The 18,299-nt window shown below is 71.1% G+C and carries 21 protein-coding genes and 1 tRNA gene; 13 read left to right on the top strand and 9 right to left on the bottom strand.

The genetic code is table 11. From position 1 onward, the window contains the following. Positions 1–39: 39 nt before the first annotated feature. Entirely contained in the window at positions 40–957 is a 918-nt protein-coding gene (locus IPL89_17590) for a radical SAM protein (GenBank protein ID MBK9064975.1), read from the top strand. Between the two features lie 61 nt (positions 958–1,018). On the opposite strand, the gene IPL89_17585 is transcribed toward IPL89_17590, so the two are convergent. From IPL89_17585 to IPL89_17575, 3 genes are all read right to left on the bottom strand, one after another. Further along, positions 1,019–1,093, bottom strand: a tRNA-Gly gene (locus IPL89_17585). A 38-nt stretch (positions 1,094–1,131) separates the two neighbouring features. Next, complete coding sequence (locus IPL89_17580) at positions 1,132–2,799, bottom strand: serine/threonine protein kinase (protein MBK9064974.1); 1,668 nt, start codon at positions 2,797–2,799, stop codon at positions 1,132–1,134. Positions 2,800–2,837: 38 nt separating this feature from the next. After that, positions 2,838–3,191: a YraN family protein gene (locus IPL89_17575; GenBank protein MBK9064973.1), complete on the bottom strand. Its 354-nt coding sequence runs from the start codon at positions 3,189–3,191 to the stop codon at positions 2,838–2,840. Between the two features lie 153 nt (positions 3,192–3,344). Between IPL89_17575 and IPL89_17570 the strand changes: the two genes are divergently transcribed. Beyond that, positions 3,345–3,638, top strand: a complete 294-nt coding sequence (locus IPL89_17570; GenBank protein MBK9064972.1) for a hypothetical protein — start codon at positions 3,345–3,347, stop codon at positions 3,636–3,638. Positions 3,639–3,658: 20 nt separating this feature from the next. Here IPL89_17570 and IPL89_17565 read toward each other — a convergent pair whose 3' ends face one another. Both IPL89_17565 and IPL89_17560 read right to left on the bottom strand, forming a co-directional pair. Continuing rightward, entirely contained in the window at positions 3,659–4,048 is a 390-nt protein-coding gene (locus IPL89_17565) for a hypothetical protein (protein ID MBK9064971.1), read from the bottom strand. A 58-nt stretch (positions 4,049–4,106) separates the two neighbouring features. Then, on the bottom strand, positions 4,107–6,200 hold the full coding sequence (locus IPL89_17560) for a (Fe-S)-binding protein (protein MBK9064970.1): 2,094 nt from the start codon (positions 6,198–6,200) through the stop codon (positions 4,107–4,109). Positions 6,201–6,287: 87 nt separating this feature from the next. Here IPL89_17560 and IPL89_17555 point away from each other — a divergent pair, with 87 nt between their 5' ends. Beyond that, the gene (locus IPL89_17555) at positions 6,288–8,096 is read left to right on the top strand and encodes a hypothetical protein (GenBank protein ID MBK9064969.1); all 1,809 of its coding nucleotides are present in this window, start codon (positions 6,288–6,290) and stop codon (positions 8,094–8,096) included. A gap of 176 nt (positions 8,097–8,272) precedes the next feature. Here the strand turns inward: IPL89_17555 and IPL89_17550 are convergent, their stop codons facing one another. Beyond that, entirely contained in the window at positions 8,273–9,250 is a 978-nt protein-coding gene (locus tag IPL89_17550; protein ID MBK9064968.1) for an electron transfer flavoprotein subunit alpha/FixB family protein, read from the bottom strand. 45 nt (positions 9,251–9,295) lie between these two features. Continuing rightward, positions 9,296–10,084, bottom strand: coding sequence for an electron transfer flavoprotein subunit beta/FixA family protein (locus IPL89_17545; protein ID MBK9064967.1), 789 nt, complete (start codon positions 10,082–10,084; stop codon positions 9,296–9,298). A 150-nt stretch (positions 10,085–10,234) separates the two neighbouring features. Between IPL89_17545 and IPL89_17540 the strand changes: the two genes are divergently transcribed. The 5 genes from IPL89_17540 to IPL89_17520 all read left to right on the top strand — a co-directional run bounded on the left by IPL89_17540 (position 10,235) and on the right by IPL89_17520 (position 13,916). Further along, positions 10,235–10,600 carry a cupin domain-containing protein gene (locus IPL89_17540; protein ID MBK9064966.1) on the top strand — a complete coding sequence of 122 codons (366 nt, stop codon included), beginning with the start codon at positions 10,235–10,237 and terminating at the stop codon, positions 10,598–10,600. 173 nt (positions 10,601–10,773) lie between these two features. Then, the gene (locus IPL89_17535) at positions 10,774–12,090 is read left to right on the top strand and encodes a hypothetical protein (GenBank protein MBK9064965.1); all 1,317 of its coding nucleotides are present in this window, start codon (positions 10,774–10,776) and stop codon (positions 12,088–12,090) included. A gap of 3 nt (positions 12,091–12,093) precedes the next feature. Then, positions 12,094–12,564 carry a hypothetical protein gene (locus tag IPL89_17530; GenBank protein ID MBK9064964.1) on the top strand — a complete coding sequence of 157 codons (471 nt, stop codon included), beginning with the start codon at positions 12,094–12,096 and terminating at the stop codon, positions 12,562–12,564. A 25-nt stretch (positions 12,565–12,589) separates the two neighbouring features. Beyond that, a complete protein-coding gene (locus IPL89_17525) occupies positions 12,590–12,985 on the top strand; it encodes a hypothetical protein (GenBank protein ID MBK9064963.1) in 396 nt (131 codons plus the stop codon). Between the two features lie 7 nt (positions 12,986–12,992). Continuing rightward, positions 12,993–13,916, top strand: a complete 924-nt coding sequence (locus tag IPL89_17520) for a pirin family protein (GenBank protein ID MBK9064962.1) — start codon at positions 12,993–12,995, stop codon at positions 13,914–13,916. Here the strand turns inward: IPL89_17520 and IPL89_17515 are convergent. Continuing rightward, a complete protein-coding gene (locus IPL89_17515; protein MBK9064961.1) occupies positions 13,846–14,094 on the bottom strand; it encodes a YfhL family 4Fe-4S dicluster ferredoxin in 249 nt (82 codons plus the stop codon). The genes IPL89_17520 and IPL89_17515 overlap by 71 nt on opposite strands. Before the next feature lie 119 nt (positions 14,095–14,213). Here IPL89_17515 and IPL89_17510 point away from each other — a divergent pair, with 119 nt between their 5' ends. Continuing rightward, a complete protein-coding gene (locus tag IPL89_17510; protein MBK9064960.1) occupies positions 14,214–14,555 on the top strand; it encodes a hypothetical protein in 342 nt (113 codons plus the stop codon). Here the strand turns inward: IPL89_17510 and IPL89_17505 are convergent. After that, positions 14,552–14,809: a hypothetical protein gene (locus IPL89_17505; GenBank protein MBK9064959.1), complete on the bottom strand. Its 258-nt coding sequence runs from the start codon at positions 14,807–14,809 to the stop codon at positions 14,552–14,554. The two genes, IPL89_17510 and IPL89_17505, sit on opposite strands and share 4 nt — an antisense overlap. Before the next feature lie 139 nt (positions 14,810–14,948). Here IPL89_17505 and IPL89_17500 point away from each other — a divergent pair, with 139 nt between their 5' ends. The 4 genes from IPL89_17500 to IPL89_17485 form a co-directional block, all read left to right on the top strand. Beyond that, complete coding sequence (locus tag IPL89_17500) at positions 14,949–15,437, top strand: pyridoxamine 5'-phosphate oxidase family protein (GenBank protein ID MBK9064958.1); 489 nt, start codon at positions 14,949–14,951, stop codon at positions 15,435–15,437. 11 nt (positions 15,438–15,448) lie between these two features. Next, entirely contained in the window at positions 15,449–15,907 is a 459-nt protein-coding gene (locus IPL89_17495) for a DUF2721 domain-containing protein (GenBank protein ID MBK9064957.1), read from the top strand. Between the two features lie 50 nt (positions 15,908–15,957). Then, complete coding sequence (locus tag IPL89_17490) at positions 15,958–16,791, top strand: hypothetical protein (protein ID MBK9064956.1); 834 nt, start codon at positions 15,958–15,960, stop codon at positions 16,789–16,791. Between the two features lie 86 nt (positions 16,792–16,877). Then, positions 16,878–18,299, top strand: a 1,422-nt coding sequence (locus IPL89_17485) for a DNA polymerase Y family protein (protein MBK9064955.1), incomplete at its 3' end; no start/stop codon positions are given.

Raw genomic sequence — 18,299 nt, 5'->3', positions numbered from 1 at the left:
CCTGCGCACTCCATCCCGCGCCCCACGCCGCCCCTTCAGATGGAGCTCACGACACGCCAACGGTTCCCGGGCCGGCCCCCCCCCCCCCTCCCCCTTCGCAACGCCCGCAACGTCGGCCTTCACGGGGCCGGCGAGCCTCTGCTCTATCCCTTTCTCGGCGAACTTCTGGAGGCGCTGCGCCCCTCGCCCGCCCTCGTGGGCTTCAACTCGAACGGCCACCTCCTGACCGAAGCCGTCTGTCGGCGTCTCGTCAGCGAGGGGCTGGGCTGGATTTCGGTCTCTCTCGACGCCGCGACCGCGCAGACCTATCTCCGGATCAGGCGACGGCCGGATTTCGAAGCCTTGCTTTCGAAGATCCAGGCTCTCCGCGAGATCCGGGACGCCGCGAGAAGCCTTCGCCCGCAGATCGAGATCAACATGACCCTCATGAAGTTGAACCTGCCGGAGGCGCCGGCGTTCGTCGAGCTGGCGGCGCGCCTCGGCCTCGACCGGGTGATGTTCCAGGAAATCCAGCCGGGCGGATCGCAACGCGTCGTGGCGCCGGACGGCTTCGTCTTCGACTACGCCGAGCAGGAGCTGACAGGCGATCGCGCACGCGACGACATTCTCGGCGAGGCGCGAGAGCGCGCCCGTTCGCTCGGCCTCCAGTTCTCCTGCGAGATCCTCTATGGAACGCAGACGGGAAGTGAGACGTCAAAAGCCTCAGGAGCAAGCGGGAGCCAGGCCATCGATTCCCGCCGAGCCGCATGCGGCGAGCCGTGGAGGAGGCTTCTCTTCAACGTCAACGGCGACGCGTTCGTCTGCTGCATCCAGATGACGAACAAGATCCTCCTCGGCCGGGCGCCGCAGGACTCTCCCGAGAAGATCTGGAACGGCCGCAGAGCTCGACTGGTCCGCGAAGCGATGTTCGGGGGCTCCAACCCGTTCGTCTGCCACGGCTGCTACCGGACCTCGTGACGGGGCACAGCCTGCCGAAGGAAGAAAAAGGCCCGGCTTTCGCCGGGCCGTTCTCTTTAATTGGAGCGGGACACGAGGGTCGAACTCGCGACATCTACCTTGGCAAGGTAGCGCTCTACCACTGAGCTAGTCCCGCTCAGGAGCCCCGAAACATAAGGGACGGGGCTCCTCCTGTCAAGGCGAGCGCTTCGGCGCCCGGCGCGGCTCCGGGCCGTCCGGTTCGAGCCCGTGCAGCCGCCGGAACATCGCGCGGGCGCGCTGCGCGCGCCTGTCGCGCGGGTTCTCGCGGACGGCCGCATCGAGCAGCCCCATCGCCTCGCCGCGGGCGTCGCCGTAGACGACGGCCAGCTCCCATCCGCGCGGAGGCACGACGGCGCCGTCCGGGCGGACGACCAGCTGCTGGAGGGCGCGGTGATCCTGCCTGCCCGCGCTCTTGAACGCGAGCGCCGACTCCGCCGCGAGCGCGCCGGCGGCCTCGTCCTTGCCCGCCACATACGCGAGGCCGCCCTCGGCGTACGTCGCGAGGGCGCGCGCGTCGGGGTTGTTCGGGTGCTCGGCGGCGACGCTCCGGGCCGCCTCGAGCGCGAACCGGAAGTCGTCCTTCGAAAGCCGGTGGTCCGGCTTCGTCGTGACGTCGAGCCGCTCGCGCACCTCCCCGAGCGAGCGACTGGGCGGAGGCGCAGCCACGGCCGGCCGGGGCGGCGGCGCCGGGACGGATGCAGCCGGAACGGGCGCGGGTGCGATGGGAGTCGGTTCCGGCGCCGCCACCGGCGCCGCGGTCGGAACCAGTGTCGGGACAAGGGTCGGAGCCGGGGTCGGAGCGGCGGCGGCCGGCCTTTCGCCGCTCCACCTTCCGTTCCAGACCTGCGCGAGGCCCGCCAGCGCCACGGCGCCGGCGGCGGCGCCCCACGCGAGCCCCCGGCGGCTCCTGCGGACCGGCGTCAGCGCCGTCGCGTCGCTCGTGAGGGACGGCGGACGCGCGGCCGCCGGAGTCCGGATCACCGTCGGCGCCGTCGCGCCCGCCGGCAGGAACGCCGACACGGCGTCCGCGAGCGCGCGGCACGTCGGAGGCCGGCGGGCCGGGTCCTTCGACAGCGCCGCCGCGAGAACCGCGTCGAGGCCCGCGGGCAGGCCCCCCACCCTCGACGAGAGCGCGGGCGCCGGAGTCGACACGTGCTGGTGCATGAGGGAGAGCGGGTTGTCGCCTTCGAACGGGGGCCGGCCCGCCAGGATCTCGTACGCGACGACGGCGAGCGCGTACCGGTCCGTCGCCGGGCTCGCGGGCCGGCCCTGCGCCTGCTCGGGCGCCATGTAGAGCGGAGTCCCGACGACGACGCCCGTCGCCGTGAGCCCCGTCATGGTCTCGACCATCTTCGCGATCCCGAAGTCCGCGAGGAAGACGCGGTCGTCCTTTCCGAGAAGGACGTTCGCGGGCTTCACGTCGCGGTGGAGGACGCCCGCGGCGTGCGCGGCGTCCAGCGCGTCGGCCAGCTGCCGGATCCACCCCGCCGCGAGGCCGAGCGGCGCCGGCGCGCCGCGCAGGCGGTCGCGCAGCGTCCCGCCGGCGAGGTGCGGCATCACGAGGAACGGGATCCCGTCCTCCTCGCCGAAGTCGTAGACCGGCAGGATGTTCGGGTGTTCGAGCGACGCGACGACGCGGGCCTCGCGCAGAAAGCGCTCCGCGAAATGAGGGTCCTCGGCGTAGGAGGCGTGGATCACCTTTACGGCGACGGTCCGCGCGAGCTTCACGTCCACGGCGCGCCACACGTCGGCCATCCCGCCCCGCCCGAGAACCGATTCGAGGCGGTAGCGCCCGAGCGTGCGGCCCGACAGGTCCGTCATGAAGTGCTCCGTTCCGAGGTCGCGATCGTGCGCGGAGTTTACGCTCCGCCGTCGGCGCGGAACGCGTCCCGGATCCACGTCACGGCGGGCGGGTCGCCGAGGACGGCGACGACGTCGAAACGCACCGACCGCGCCCGCGCCGGGTGCGCCGCCAGCCACCGGCGGGCCGCGCGCACGACGCGCAGGCGCTTCGTCCGCGTCACGGCCTCGGCGGGAGAACCGAGCGAAGAGTCCCGCCGGCGCTTCACCTCGACGAAGACGGTCGTTCCCGAATCGTCCGCCACGATGTCGAGCTCGCCGTCCTTGAAGCGCACGTTTCGGTCGAGAATTCGGAGAAGATTTTCTTCGAGTAGTGAAGAGGCGAGGTCTTCGCCTTCGCGCCCGCTTTCCACCTTGCGCGGGTCCCTCTTCACCTTTCTAAGCAGATCTTCTTCTTTCTTCTCCCCTCTTTTCCCCCTCTTCCTCGCAATCCCCAGCGCCTTCAGGCGCTTCTTCCAGTCGGCGCTTTCGTCCGGGCTCACGGGAAGAGGATAATTCTCCCCGCCATGAGCGACCACCTCCTCGTCCACTGCCCCGAGTGCGCGGCCACGCTGAAGGTCGACAGGGAGACCGGCGCGGTCCTGTCCCACGAGACCGTCGCCCACAAGAACAAGCTCGGGTCGCTCGAGGCGGCCGCCCAGGAGAACGTGCGGCGCAAGGAGCGCGCGGAGGACCTGTTCGCCGCGACCGTCGAGCGCGAGAAGAACAAGTCGAGCATCCTCGACAAGACCTTCAAGGAAGCGCTCGAGCGCGCGAAGGCCGATCCGTCGAGGCCGAAGGGCATCTTCGACGACGAGTAGGGTGGCGCGGGTTTCCGCCTCTAGTCGCTGTAGTCGATGTACCAGAGCAGCCAGAACAGCGCCGTCAGGATCACGGTGCCGAGGAAGATCCAGACCGTCCAGACCGGCCACCTGTCGCCGTAGGTCATCTGGATTTTCGCGTAGACGCCGAGGGCGAGGAGCACGGCGACGAGGCGGTAGATCCAGTGGCGGTAGTGACGCCAGCGGTCCTCGGCCTCCTCGACCTCGACCTGGCGCAGCATCGCGATGGCACGGCGCTTCTTGTCCAGCTGGCGCTGCCGGGCTTTCATGCCTTCGGTGACGAGCGGCTCGTCCACGTCGGCGGTGGCGGGCTTGTAGAAACCCGACTTGCCTTCCTTCGTGTAAACCGGGGGCGCCACGGGCCCCACGACCCGCTGAACGGGCTTCACGCCGGTACCCGTCGGCGGGGCCTTGGGTTTCCGATCGTCCGGCACGTTGAGACGGAGTTTACGCCGGTTTGGACACTCCCGGGTGCGCCGGGAGGGCCCGCACGGCCAGTTCGAGGACGTCGAACGCGTCGGTCGTCCCGCCTGTTTCGGTCTTCGCGTTTCCGAGCATGACCATGCAGAACGGGCAGGAAACGCCGACGGCGTCCGTCCCGTTCTCCTGGATCTCCGCGTAACGCGCCTGGTTGATGCGCGTCCCGAGCGTCTCGTCCAGCCACATGCGGCCGCCGCCCGCGCCGCAGCACATCCCGGCGTCGCGGCTGCGCGGCAGCTCCTTCACGGTGAGACCCGGGATCGCGTTCAGGATGTCGCGCGGCGCCTCGTAGACGCCGTTGTGCCGGCCGAGGTAGCACGGGTCGTGGAACGAGATGGACTGCTCGATCTTCTCCGTGAGCTTCACGCGGCCCTCGGCGACGAGCTTCGCCACGAGCTCGGTCCCGTGGACGACCTCGTATCTCCCGCCGAAATCCGGGTACTCGTTCGCGAGCGTGTTGAAGCAGTGCGGGCAGTTCGTGACGATCTTCTTCACGCCGTACCCGTTCATCGTCTCGATGTTCTGCTGCGCGAGCGTCTGGAAGAGGTACTCGTTCCCGAGGCGGCGCGCCGCGTCGCCCGTGCACGTTTCCTCGCTCCCGAGGATCGCGTACGTGACGCCGGCGTCGTGGAGGAGGCGCGCGAGCGCCTGCGACACCTTCTTGCCGCGCTCCTCGTAAGAGCCCGCGCAGCCCACCCAGAAGAGGACGTCCACGCCCCCGGCTTCGGCGGCTTCCGCCATCGTGAGGACCGGGAACGGCAGATCCTTCGCCCACGCGCCTCTGTCCGCGGCGGGCAGGTTCCACGGGTTGCCCTGGCGCTCCATGCCGTTGAACGACGTCTGCGCCTCCTTCGGGAACTCGCTCTTCTCGAGGACGAGGTACCGGCGCATGTCCGTGATCTTGTCGACGTACGTGATCCCGACCGGGCACGCGTGCTCGCAGTAGCGGCACGTCGTGCACGCCCACACGGCGTCCTCCGAGATCCAGCCGCCGAGGAGGGGCTTCCTCTCCGCGAGGCGCGCCGCGGCCGCGCCGTCGCCGCGGCCGGAGTCCACGTCGATGAGGTCGTCCGCCTCGGCGTAGAGCGTGTTGCGGAGGTCGACCGTGAGCGTCTTTGGCGAGAGCGGCTTGCCCGTGAGGTGCGTCGGACAGATCTCGCGGCAGCGCCCGCACTCCGTGCACGTCATGAAGTCGAGCTTCTGCTTCCAGGTGAAGTCCTCGATCTTCGAGACGCCGAAGCGCTCGGCCTCGGCGGCCTTCTCGATGTCGAACGTCGCCATCTTTCCGGCCGAGTCGAGCTTCGCGAAGTAGAGGTTCGGGAGCGCCGTGATGACGTGAAAGTGCTTCGCGAACGGCAGGTAGTTCGCGAAGACGAGGATCGCGACGAGGTGCCCCCACCACGCGCCGAAATAGATGGACTGGAGGGAGGAAGAAGAAAGAGAAGAGATTTGCTTAGAAAGGTAAAAAGTCACGGGCTCCCAGCCCACACTTGCGGCAGCGCCTGTCTTTGCGGCCTCCAGCGCGAAGCGCGCCGCGCCCGCGGCGAGGTCGCTGATCATCAGGAACCCGATGAGGCAGAGGATGAGGTCGGCGTCGAAGCTGGGGTCGAGGCGCTCCTTTTTGAAGACGTGTCTTCTTCCAAGGGCCAGGACGACGCCCGCGAGCGTCGTCACGAGGACGACGTCCTTCAGGAGGAGATAGCACTCCCAGAAGCCCGGCCCGAGGAACGGCAGCGCGGCGCCCGGGAAGAGGCCCTCGAAGACGAGGGTCGCCGTGCGCACCGACAGCACGATGAACCCGCCGAAGATGAGGGCGTGGTACAGCCCGGCGTAGGGGTCCCGGAACATCTTTTTCTGGAAGAGCCCGTACGTGAGGACGTGGACGAAACGCGCCCACGGCTGGTCCAGCCGGTCGTCCGGAAGGCCCGCACCCATCGTGAGGAGCTGGACGCGCCGGGACATCGTGTACGCGAAAAAGGCAAGGGCGGAAAGCAGGACGAGCGCAAAGAGCACCGTGCCCGGCATTCCAAGGAGGGTGGCCTGGGTGGGCGTGATGATCATCGGGCCGAGGATATCGCGGGCGCTCTGCTAAGATAAGTCGTGGAATCTCCGTCCTTTCAACGCGTTCCCCGACACGGGAGTAACGAGATGAAGTCTCGCCGAAGCGTCTTCGGAACCGCGTCCGTGGCCCTCGTCCTGACGGCCCTGGCCCTTGGCTCGGCGGCGCGTGCCGCGGCCCCCGCCGGGACCGACCTCTGGGGCGGCCCCGGGGCCAGGGGAACCGGGTCCAACAACGCGAAGTTCGACACCACGATCACGGTGTCTTCCCTGGCCGCCGCGAACGGCTCCGTCGACTTCGTCGCCGGCGGGCAGGTCGTCGCCACGGCGCCCTTCACCCTCACGGGCCGCGGCGTCGCCTCCCTCGCGACCCCAGCCGCGCTGGACGGCAAGGGCGCATTCCTCTATCACGTCCGCTCCGACGCCTCGGTCTCCGCGTGGTCGGAGACGTACAACGACACGCCGACCGGCCGCTATTCCACGTCCTTCACGGCCTTCCCCGTCTCCGACTTCCTCACGGCCGGCGACGAGGCCTGGGGCGGCGGCGCCGACGCCTCCACGTCCACGGCGCCGGGCCGCGCCCGCACGAACGTCGGCGTCCTGTGCAGCCCGCTGGGCGCGCAGGGCTGCAACGTCGAGTGGGCCGCGTTCGACGGCGGCACGCTCCTCGGTTCGGCCGTGATCTTCGCGGCCCCCGGCGCCGCGGCGCAGCAGCCGCTCGCGACGCTCGTCCCGGCGGCCGCCGAGAAATCGAAGCTCGCCATCCGCGCGCGCGTCTCGTCCGGCTCGGCGATGCCGTACGCCGTGAAGAACGACAACCTCACGAGCGACGGCGCGGCCATCCCGCTGTCCGTGGTCCGCAGCGCCTTCTCGACGGCGCCCGTGATCAACGCGTTCACGATCACGCCGCTCACGGGCTGCTCGCCCCTGACGGCCCTCGCGACGTGGATCACGACCGGCGCCGACCACGTGAACATCGCCGGCGCCTCGGGCGACCTGCCGCCCAGCGGCTCGACGAACATCACCGTCGTCGCCACCGGCGACGTGATCCTCACGGCCGTCGCGTCCTCGGGCGCCACCGCGACGCAGCCCAAGCGCGTCACCGTGAACCCGCCCACCGACCCGCCGACGCCGTCGCCCTCCTCGGTCGTGACGGCCATCGGCCTGACCACCACGGGCATCCTCCCGATCAGCGCGGGCGCCGTGACGGTCACGTTCGTGACGCACGAGTCCACGGGCTCGACGTTCACGGTCGTCGGGAACCAGTTCACGTACAAGGCCGGGACGGTGATCGGCACGGACGTCGTGCGCCTCACCTCTCAGGGCCTGTGCGGGCCGGGAGTCGCCACGTTCACGGCGACCGTCGTCGACCCGGGCACGCCGGTCATCACGTCCTTCACCGCCGACCCGCCGCGCGGCTGCGGCGGTTCGTCGAACATCGTCCTCGGGTGGACGACCGAGAACTCCCGCGGCGTGACCATCAACGTGGCGCCCGCGGCGTACCCGTACCCCGCGAACGGCGCGACCGGCATCACGATCACGGGAACGACGACGGCCGTGCTCACCGCGTACGGCATCTTCGGAGGCCCGGACGTCGCGACCGAATCGCTCACGATCCCGGTCGACACGCAGGCCTGGGTTCCCGTCGTGACGCCGAGCAGCATCATCGTGGGACCGAGCTCGCCCACGGTTCTCCTGACGGTCACGGGCGTCCCCGATCCGGCCGAGCTCCGCTGGCTCTTCATCCAGAACCGCTCCGGCAGCCTCTTCCAGTCGACGGACACGCCCGGCCTCTTCGCCTACGTCCCCGGGTTCAAGCCCGGCGTCGACATCGTCCGGATCTTCTTCACGAACGGCTGCGGCTCGCAGTACGCCGAGTTCACGGCGACGGTCCAATAACCCCGACCGGGCAACCGCAGGGCCCAGATCTAGGCCCCACCCCCGGGGCCTTTTCCTTCGGTCTAGAGCGCCGCGCGCCACTGCTCCCGCAATGGCAGGCCCCTTGGACGCGGTCCTCGACGTCGCGCGCGGGGCCCTATCCGCTCTTACCTTCTAAGAAAATCTTCTCTTCTTCCCTACGCCTTCATCTTCTTCGCCGCTTCCGTCATCGCGGGGACGATCTGGAAGAGGTCGCCCACGATGCCGTAGGTGGCGGCCTTGAAGATCGGCGCCTCGGGGTCCTTGTTGATCGCGACGATGACCTTCGACGAGCCCATGCCGGCGAGGTGCTGGATCGCGCCGGACACGCCGCACGCGACGTAGAGCGACGGCGACACGACCTTGCCGGTCTGCCCGACCTGGTGCTCGTGGCCGATCCAGCCCGCGTCCACCGCGGCGCGCGAGGCGCCGAGCGCCGCGCCCAGCTCGTGGCAGAGCGCGCGCAGGATGGGCCAGCTCTCCGGCCCCTTGATGCCGCGGCCGCCCGTGACGATCTTGTCGGCCTCGGCCACGTCGATCTCCCCCGCCGCGGCGGCTTCGATCTTCACGACCTTGCCGCGGATCTTCAGCACCGGGTCGATCGCGACGGCCTCGCCCGCGCCGGGCGCCTCGGCCTTCGCGGCCGGGAAGACGTTCGGGCGCGGCGTCGCGACCTGGATCGCGGCCGAGGGCGAGGTCGTCACGGCGACGCGGGCCTTGCCCGAGTACACGGGGCGCGAGCCGACGAGGCGGCCGTTCTCGACGTCCAGCGCCATCACGTCCGAGAGGACGCCGACGCCGCGGCGCGCCGCGAAGCGCGCGGCCACGTCCAGCCCCATCGCCGTCGCCGAGACGAGGACGATGGAGGGGCCGAAGGCCGTGGCGGCCGCGTCGAGAGCGGCCGTGTAGCCCTCGGAGGAGAACAGCTGGAGCTCGGGCTTGTCGGCGACGAACACCTTCGCGGCGCCGTAGGCGCCGAGCTCGGAAGAAAGCGCGGAGATCCCGGATCCTGCGATGACGGCGCCGAGAGAACCGCTGGTTTTCTTAGAAAGGGTCAGGCCCAGCGTCAGCGCTTCCAGCGACGACTTTCTTATCTTCCCGTCGCGCTGTTCGATGAAGACCAGGACGTTCGACATGGCTTCTTTCCCTCTTAACCTTCTAAGAAAATCTTCTCTTCTTCCTCAGAGGACCTTGGCTTCGTCGCGCAGCAGGCGGAGCAGCTCCGTCGCCGCCGCCGCCGGGTCGTCCGCCGGGATGAGCTTCACGGCCTGCCGGGCGGGCGGCAGCTCCAGCTTCGTCCAGCGCACGCTCGCGGCGTCGCCGGAGATCTTCGCGGCGTCCACGCCGAGGTCGGCGGGCGTCTTGACGGCGATCGTCTTCTTCTTGGCCGCCATGATCCCCTTGAGCGACGCGTAGCGCGGCTCGTTCAGGCCCTTCGTCGCGCCGACGACGAACGGCGTCGGCAGCTCGACGATCTCCTGCGCGCCTTCGATCTCGCGGCGCACGGTCGCGCCCGCGCCCGTCCAGTCCATCTTCGTGACGAGGTTCGCGTGCGGCAGGTCGAGCAGCTCGGCGAGCATCGGGACGAGCGTCTGCGCGTCGGTGCCGACGCTCTTGTTGCCCATCCAGACGACGTCGTGCGGCAGCGTCTTGATCGCCGCGGCGAGCAGCGTCGCCACGCCGAGCGAGTCCGTCTGGGCCAGCCCGTCGGACGCGACGCGGACGGCCTCGTCGGCGCCGCGCGCGAGGCATTCGCGGAGGCCCGCGTCGGCCCTCGCGGGGCCGAACGTGACCGCCGTGACGGTGCCGCCGCTGGCCTCCTTCGCCTTGAGGGCGCCTTCGAGCGCGTACTCGTCGTACGGCGAAACGATCCACTTGACGTCGGCCTCGTCGATCGAGACCCCGTCGCCCGCGACCTTGATCTTCGTTTCGGTGTCGGGAACGTAGGCGATGCAGACGATGTGATTCATGGCGGTGGGAAACTAGCACGGATTCTGCAACGCGTCACGGAGAAAATGAGCCGCGGCTCATTGATACCGAAACACCTGGACGGGATCGACTTGTGCCTGCTTCCGGACCGAGCCGATGAGTGTGAGACTCGCCTTCGCAGGAGGGCCGGAATGCCGCCGCCCAAGGTCAACCTCAGCGAGAAGCTCGCGCTCATTCCCACGCACTGGGACCCGAAGATCGTCGCCGAGCTGAACGGCCAGCACGTGAAGCTCGTGAAGTTCCAGGGGCCCTTCACCTGGCACAAGCACGTCGCCGAGGACGAGATGTTCCTCGTCGTCGAGGGCTCGTTCGACCTCGAGTTCCGCGACGGAACCGTCCACCTCTCCCCCGGCGAGTTCTGCGTCGTCCCGCGCGGCGTCGAGCACCGTCCCGTGGCCGAGAAGGAGGCGCACGTCCTCCTCTTCGAGCCCGCCTCGACGCTCAACACGGGCGACGCGGGCGGCGCGTTCACGAAGGCGACGCTCGAGAGGATCTGACGCGCCCGCCGCGCCCCTTAAGATCCCGCCGTGCGCCGCGCTCTTCTGCCTGTCTCCTCCTGCTCCTCGCGGCGCGCGCCGACGCCGGGCAGGTCCTGAAGTTCACCGAGGAGGGAACGAAGGACGGCGCGCCCTACCGTTCGTCCCTCACGCTCCGCGTCTCGCCCGAGGGCGTGCGGGCGGAGGCGACGGATCTCACCGGGCCCGGCGCGCCGAAGACGGTCGTCTACCTCTACCTCTCGAAGGACGACAGGATCGTCCCCGTCGACCCGCCGACCGGCCCCGTAGTGTCCGCCGGCACGATCGCCGTCGTTGAGGAGCGCGCGCGCGCCGCGGGGCACCGCCGCCGGCCCGGCGGGTTCGCGGCAACACCGCTGCATTCGACGCAGTCGTTCGGAAAATGGACGTGCGAGGCGTGGGCGGTGCGCCGCGCCGGCCAGACGACGGAGATCGTCTGCCTCGCCGACCCGAACGCGCTCGGCGTCGACACGGCGACGCGCGCGAATCTCCGGAAGATGAACGCGCACTTCGTCAGGTTCCTGAACGCGGCGCGCCTCGCGACAGGCGACCTGCGCGAAGGCTTCGACGCGTACACGCTCGAAGGCGGCTTACCCGTCCGCACGTTCCGGTCGAAGGACGGAGTCGTCGAGATGGACGCCCAGCTCGTCTCCGTCGAGAACGCCGACCTCTCCCCGGATCTCTTCCGCGCGCCCGAGCCGCCCGCTTCCGCCGCCACGCCTCCCCCGCGGGCCGCGGCGCCCGCGCCGGACCGCAGCATCACACTCGAGGGCTGGGCGCTGCGCGGAATGCCCGACCCGGGACGGCCGTGGACGGGCGCCGACTACGACGCCGCCGCGGGCCTTCTCGAGAGCGTCGCGAAGGAAGGCGCCGCCCGCCTGCCGCGCGGGACGAGCGCGAATTCCGGCCCGCTCTTCCGCCGCCTCGTCGATCCCGAAAACCTCGCGCCCCTCCAGGGCGCCGGCGCCGTCGACGCGCGCGCGAAGGCCGGCGCGGGGATCCTCGCCGGCGTCGACCGGATCAGCGTCGTCTACGCGACCGCCTACCGCGACGACGGCGCATTCGGCGCCGAGCTGGCGGCGCTCATGTCGTACACGCTCCTCGTCTCGCACGAGACGGTCCCCCTCGCCGACTCCCTCCTCGCCGCCCCGAAGAAGAGGGAGAAGTCGAAAGACCGCTACGAGAGGGAAGCAAGGCGCGCGAAGCTCTCCGACGCGCTCGCGGCAATTGTCTCCGGCTGTCTCGAGAGCCTCGCAGCCCCGGGAGGCTTCCGCCCCGTGGAGCGCCGGAGCCTCGCCTCCGCGGTCGAGGCGCACCTCCCGGCGCTCGCGACCCGCCTTCCCGCCGCCGCCCGCCGGGACCTGCCCGGGCGCCTGAAGAAGATGTCGGCCTCGGAGAGCGACCCCGCCGTGAAGGACGCTCTCGACCGCACCTGCGCGGCGTTCGCCAGGCCGGCACCGAAGGCGCACTGACACTTGCGTCCGCGCTGGACCGTCCCGCTCCTCGCCCTCTGCCTCGCCGGCGCGCTCGGCAGCCTTGCGCTGCACGTCGCGTGGATCCTGCGGCGGCCTCCGGTCCCGCTCGCCGTGCCGATCGCACTGGAGCTCGGGATCGCCCTCGTGTGGCTGCCGGCCGTCACCGTCTTCGCCCTCCGCGCGAAGGCGCGCTTCGGGAGCCCGTTCTCCCCGGCCCTCGTGCGCTCGTTCTTCCCGACGTTCTTCGACGGGACGCCGCCGCCGCTGCGGCGCGCCGCGATCCTCGCGATCGCGTACGCCTTCCTCTTCCTCTTCGCGCGCTGGCTCTGGCAGCTGAACGACGCCGACGTCACGTGGGCCGCCCCGGGCGACCCCGAGCTGACGGCCCTCGCCTTCGCGTTCTACGTCCTCTCGGCGGCGGTTCTCGCGGGCGTCGGCCGCGAGCGCGGCCCCGGCCCCCGGGCGCTCTGAGAGAATCGCTCCGGAGGCCTTCCCCATGCTCGTCCTCGCAGGCGCACTTCTCCTCGCTCTCGGCGTCGCGTCCGGCGCCTTCCTCGCCCTCGCGCCCTTCGGACTCGTCACGGCGGCGCCCGGCCTCACGCTCTGGGTCCTCTTCCCGCTCTTCACGATCGCGGGCTACCTCCTGCTCGCGTTCCCGTCGCGCCCGGCCGCCGTCACACTCCTGTCCCGGATCGCGGGCGGCGTCCTTCTCGCACTCGCGCTCTTCGCGGCGCTCGGCCTCTTCGCCGCGGCGTCGGGGACGCTCAAGGCGACGGACTCGACGTCCGCGCTCTGGTACGTGCTCGGCTTCGGGCTTCTCCTCGGCGTCGCGGGCCTCTCGGCGCACCGCTCCGCGGGCCACGCGCCCGCGGCGGGCGCGGCGCGGCCGTAGGCAGGGCGTGATCGTCGACCTCGTCCCGCCGCGCACGGCGGACCTCGGCGGCGGCCTGTCCGTCGCGCGGCTCCTCCCGCGCCGGCAGCGCCGGATGGTGGGGCCGTGGTGCTTCCTCGACGCCTACGGCCCGCTCCCCGACGGCGCGCCCCGCATGGACGTCGCGCCGCACCCGCACGTCGGCCTCCAGACCGTCTCGTGGCTCGTCTCGGGCTCCGTGCTCCACCGCGACAGCCTCGGCTCCGAGCAGCTCGTCGCCGCGGGAGCGCTCGGCCTCATGACCGCGGGACGCGCGATCGCGCACTCCGAGGAGTCGCCGGGCGGCGACGCGTCGGGCCTGCAGGGCGTGCAGCTCTGGGTCGCGCTGCCCGACGCCGACCGCGCAACCGCGCCGTCCTTCGAACACCACGGCAAGCTCCCGATCGAGGGCTTCGGGGCCGCGCGCGCGACGATCTTCTACGGCTCGCTCGGCAAGAGCGCCTCTCCCGCGCGCCGCTTCTCGCCCGCGCTCGGCGCCGAGGTCGCGTTTCCGTCGGCGGCCCGCACGACGCTGCCCGTGGACCCGGGCTTCGAGCACGCCGTGCTGCTGCTCCGCGGAAGGATCCGCGCCGACGGCGTCGACCTTCCGAAGGAGACGCTGGCGTACGTCGCGCCCGGGAGCGAGGCGCTCGTCCTCGAGGGCGATGCGGACAGCCTCGCGCTCGTCCTCGGCGGCGCGCCGTTCGGCGAGGAGATCCTGATGTGGTGGAACTTCGTCGCGCGGACGCCCGACGAGATGGCGAAGGCGCGCGCCGACTGGGAGGCGGGCGCCTTCGGTGAGGTGCCGGGTTACGCCGGAGCGCGCCTCCCGGCGCCGCCGCTCAGGGGTGCAGCTGCTGGTAGCGAGCCTGGAGAACTTCCTTCGACTCGTTCAGCGACGCGTCGATCGTGATGCAGCCTTCGACCGGGCAGACCTCGACGCACTTGGGGGCGTCGAACGCGCCGACGCACTCGGTGCACTTGTCGGCCGCGATCACGTAGTACGAGTCGCCCTGGCTGATCGCCGTGTTCGGGCAATCGGGCTCGCAGTTGCCGCAGTTGATGCAGGTCTCGTCGATCTTCATCGCCATGGTGGTCACCTCTCTCGACGCGAATGGTCTCAGGCTCAACCGGCGCGGCAAATGATGCAGACAAATCAGACCTGACGCGATGCGCAACCCTTTGCAGGGACGGCGCGTAGAGTCTCCCCATGGGTCCTCTCGCGATCTTCCCCGCGCTCGCGTTTCTCGTCCTGGCCGCCCACTTCTTCCGGGCCGGAAACCTGCCCCTTTTCGCCCTCGCGCTCCTTCTCTTCCTGCCTCTTCTCTTCGTGCGGAAGAGGTGGGCGGCGCGGGCGCTGCAGGCGGGGCTCGCGCTCGGCGTCGTGGAGTGGATCCGGACGCTCGTGGCGTTCGCGGGTCAGCGCCGGGCGATGGGCCTTCCGTACACGCGCCTCGCGATCATCCTCGGCGGCGTCGCGCTGGCAACGGCCGCGTGCCTGCTCGTGTTCCGGTCGGAGCGGGTGAAGAGCTTCTTCGGGCTCCCCGCCTAGAGGCCCATCAGCGCGAGCTTGTCGATGAGCTCGGCGACGCGGGGATGGGCCGTCAGCTCGGTCCAGAGCCAGCCGTGGGACTCCTTCATCTCGGCGAGGTGGGCCCTCACGCTGGCCGCGTCCTGCGCGAGCACGGCCTCGCGCAAGGCCTCGACGCGAACCTTCGTGTCGGACGTCGCGCGGTTCCCGATCTTCTCGTGGAGGTCGTCGAAAGCCTCGTGGACTTCGCCGGAGTGATCCTTGGGGTCGGCCATGGGGTGATTGTCTCACCGCTCGAACGCGCTCCCTAGGGCCGAGGCGCCCCGCTCCTACGCGCTCGAACTCGCTGCGCTCAGACAGCGAGCGCGGGCGTCGCGAGGCGCCGCGGCCCTCTTCGCGCTAATGTCTGTGTTCATGGACCCCCTTTCAAAGAATCTTCTCTTCAATCTCGTCTCCCAGAACCGCGTCGCCTCCCTCGGCACGCTGCACGACGGCGCGCCGTTCGTCTCGATGGTGCTGGCGGCGCCCGACCCGACGCACTCCGTGTGGTTCATCCACGTGAGCCGGCTCTCGGGCCACACGCAGGACCTCCTGAAGGACGGGCGCGTGAGCCTGATGCTCGCGCTGCCCGACACGGGCGAGAAGGACCCGCAGCAACTCGCGCGCCTGACGCTCACGGGCGAGGCGACGGAGCTTTCGGACGGCTCGGCCGAGGAGGACTCGGCGAAGGAGATCTACCTCGCGAAGTTCCCGCACATGGAGGAGATCGTCGGCGCGCTCGGCGACTTCTCCTTCTGGGCGATCCGGCCGAAGTCGGCGCGGTTCGTGGGCGGGTTCGCGCGCGCGTTCACGCTCGACCCCGCTGCGCTCCGCGCGGAGATCGCGGCCGGGGCGCCTGCGTGACTATTCCCGGGATCCCCGGCCTCGCCACGCACGACGTCGTCCCGCTCCTGCAGGTCGCCGTCGGGCCCGTAATCCTGATCTCGGGCGTCGGGCTGCTGCTCCTCTCGATGACGAACCGCTTCGGGCGGCTCATCGACCGCTCGCGGCAGCTCTCGCGCGAGCTGCGCACGGCGAGCGACGACGACCGCACCGGGCTGATCGCGCAGGTGCGCATCCTCACGGCGCGGGCGCAGATCGTCCGCCTCGCGATCGCGCTCGCCACGACGAGCCTCCTCCTCGCGGCGCTCCTCATCATCCTGCTGTTCCTGACGGCGCTCTTCGGGCTCGAGCTCGCCGTCGTCCTCTCGCTCGTCTTCATCGCGTGCATGGCGTGCCTCATCGCGTCGCTCGTCCTCTTCCTGCGCGACATCAACCTCTCCCTGCACGCCTTCAAGCTGGAGATCGAGTCCGCCGCCCAGCACCGCGCCTGACCCGCAAACTTACGCTTGACTTACGCCTTCCCCGGACCTAGCTTCGGGGGGTGCCTGCGCTGCCCCTTCTTCCGCCCGAAATCGCCTCCCAGCTGACGACGGGGGCCGACCTCGCCGACCGCGAGCGAGGCAACCGGCGGCCCGCGACGCTGCCCACGCGCGTGCCCGCGCTGGACCGGCTGCTGGGCGGGGGGCTGCCGCGGGGCAGCCTCGTGGAGATGTCGGGCCCCCCTTCCTGCGGGCGGTTCTCCGCGGCGCTTTCCGCCCTCGCGGCCGCGACGCAGACGGGCGAGGCCGCCGCGCTCGTCGATCCCGGAGACCACTTCGACCCGCAGGGCGCCGCCGACGCGGGCGTGGACCTCCCCCGCCTCCTCTGGCTGCGCCCGCGCGGACTGAAGACGGCGCTCTCTGCGTGCGAGACGGTGCTTTCCACCGGCTTTGCGCTCGTCGTGCTCGACCTCGGGCTCGCGCGCGTCTCGCGCCGGCGCTTCGACGACGCCGTGTGGCTGCGCCTCGCGCGCCGCGCGCGCTTCCACGAGACGGCGCTCTTCGTCCTCTCGCCGTACCGCGTCACGGGCACGGCGGCGCACGTCGTGCTGTCGGCGGGCTCGGTGCTCGCGTCCTGGGACGCCCGGCAGGCGGCGATGCCGCTCCTCATGGGCTTTCAGGCGCGCGTCTTCCTCGAGAAGACGCGCGCCCACGGGGCGGAGGGGCGCGTGCGCGAGACGCACGCGCCCCTCCGCCTCCAGCTCCTGGACGCGGTGAATGCGGGGAGGTTCGAAGAGAACGAAGAGAAGAAGAAGATTCTCTTAGAAGGTGAAGAGGGGATCCGTGCGCCGCAAACGGCCGCTGCGGTTGCTGCGGCGGCAGGGGCCAGCCGCTGAGCTGGAGGGTGCCGGGGATATTCACTTTCAAAGAAATCCGAATTCCGAAATCCGAAATCCGAAGCAAAGAAATTTTTCTTTTCGCCATGCGCCTTGCCTGTCTCGTCGTGCCCCTCTTCCCCCTCGCCGCGCGGCTGCGCGGCGAGCCGGCGCTCGCCGACGAGGCCGTCGCCGTCTGCGAGGGCAACGGCACGGCCGCGCGCGTCGTCGCCGCCACGAAGAAGGCGCGGCGCGCCGGCATCCGCCCGGGCTTCACGCTGCCGCAGGCGCGCGCGCTCCTGCCGAACCTCCTCGCCCGCCCGCGCGACGTCGCGGGCGAGCGCGCCGCGCAGGAAGCGCTGCTCGACGCGGCCGGCACGATCTCGCCGCGCGTCGAGGACGGCGGCGAGGGCCTCGCCTGGGTGGACGTGGACGGCCTTGCGCGCCTCTTCCCCGACGAGCGCGACCTCGGCCGCGCGCTCATCGCCGCCGCGAAGCTCGAATCCCTCCCCGCGCGCTGCGGCATCGCCTCCAGCAAGCTCGCCGCGCGCGTCGCGGCGTCCCTGCCCGACTCCCCCGTCGTCGTCCCCGACGGCGGCGAGGCCGCGTTCCTCGCGCCGCTCCCGCTCGCCAAGCTCGACCCCGACGCCACGGCCGTCGAGACGCTCGCCCGCTGGGGCCTCTCGCGCGTGGGCGAGTTCGCCAAGCTCCCCGCCGCCGAGGTCGCGAGCCGCCTCGGCGAGGCCGGCCACGCCCTCCACGAGATCGCGCGCGGCCGCGACCCGCGCCCGCTCGTCCCGCGCCAGCCACCGCCGGCCTTCACGGAAGGCGTCGAGCTGGAGTGGCCGCTCCTCACGCTCGAGCCGTTCCTCGGCATGGCCGAGGGGGCGCTCCAGCGTCTCGCGCGGCGCCTCGAATCGCACGCGTGCGGCTGCGTGCGCCTCGACGTCTCGCTCGTCCTCGACCCCGACGGCTGCGACACGCGCAGCGTCGACCTGCCCGCCCCCACGCGCGACGTCAAGACGCTGCTCTCCCTCCTCAAGCTCTCGCTCGAGGGCCGCCCGCCCGGCGCCGCCGTGACGGGCTTCTCGCTCTCGGCCGTGCCCGACGCGCCGCGCCGCGGCCAGCTCACGCTCTTCGGCCCGGCCGAGATCGCGCCCGACCGCCTCGCGGCCACGCTCGCGAAGCTCTTCGCGCTCCTCGGCGAGGGCCGCCTCGGCGCCGCCAAGGCCGTGGACGGCCACCGCCCCGAGCGCTTCTCCCTCGAGCCCTTCGCGCCGCCCCCGCCGCCGCCCGAGCGGCGCGTCCCGAAGACCGGCCGCGGCCTCCTCGCCGTGCGCGTCCTCAGGCCCGCCGTCCAGCTGGAAGTTCTCGTGGACGGCGAGCGCCCCGTCTCCCTGCGCACGCTCTCGGGCGACGACGCCGGGCCCGCCGGAGGCGTGCGCGTCGCGTCCGGCCCGTGGCGCATGGAGGAAGGCTGGTGGCTGGACGCCCCCGCCACGCGCGCGTACTGGGACGTCGAGCTCTCG

The organism is Acidobacteriota bacterium (genome assembly GCA_016716715.1).
In the GTDB taxonomy this organism is placed as follows: Bacteria; Acidobacteriota; Thermoanaerobaculia; order UBA5066; family UBA5066; genus Fen-183.
This window is presented reverse-complemented; position numbering and strand designations above follow the sequence as displayed.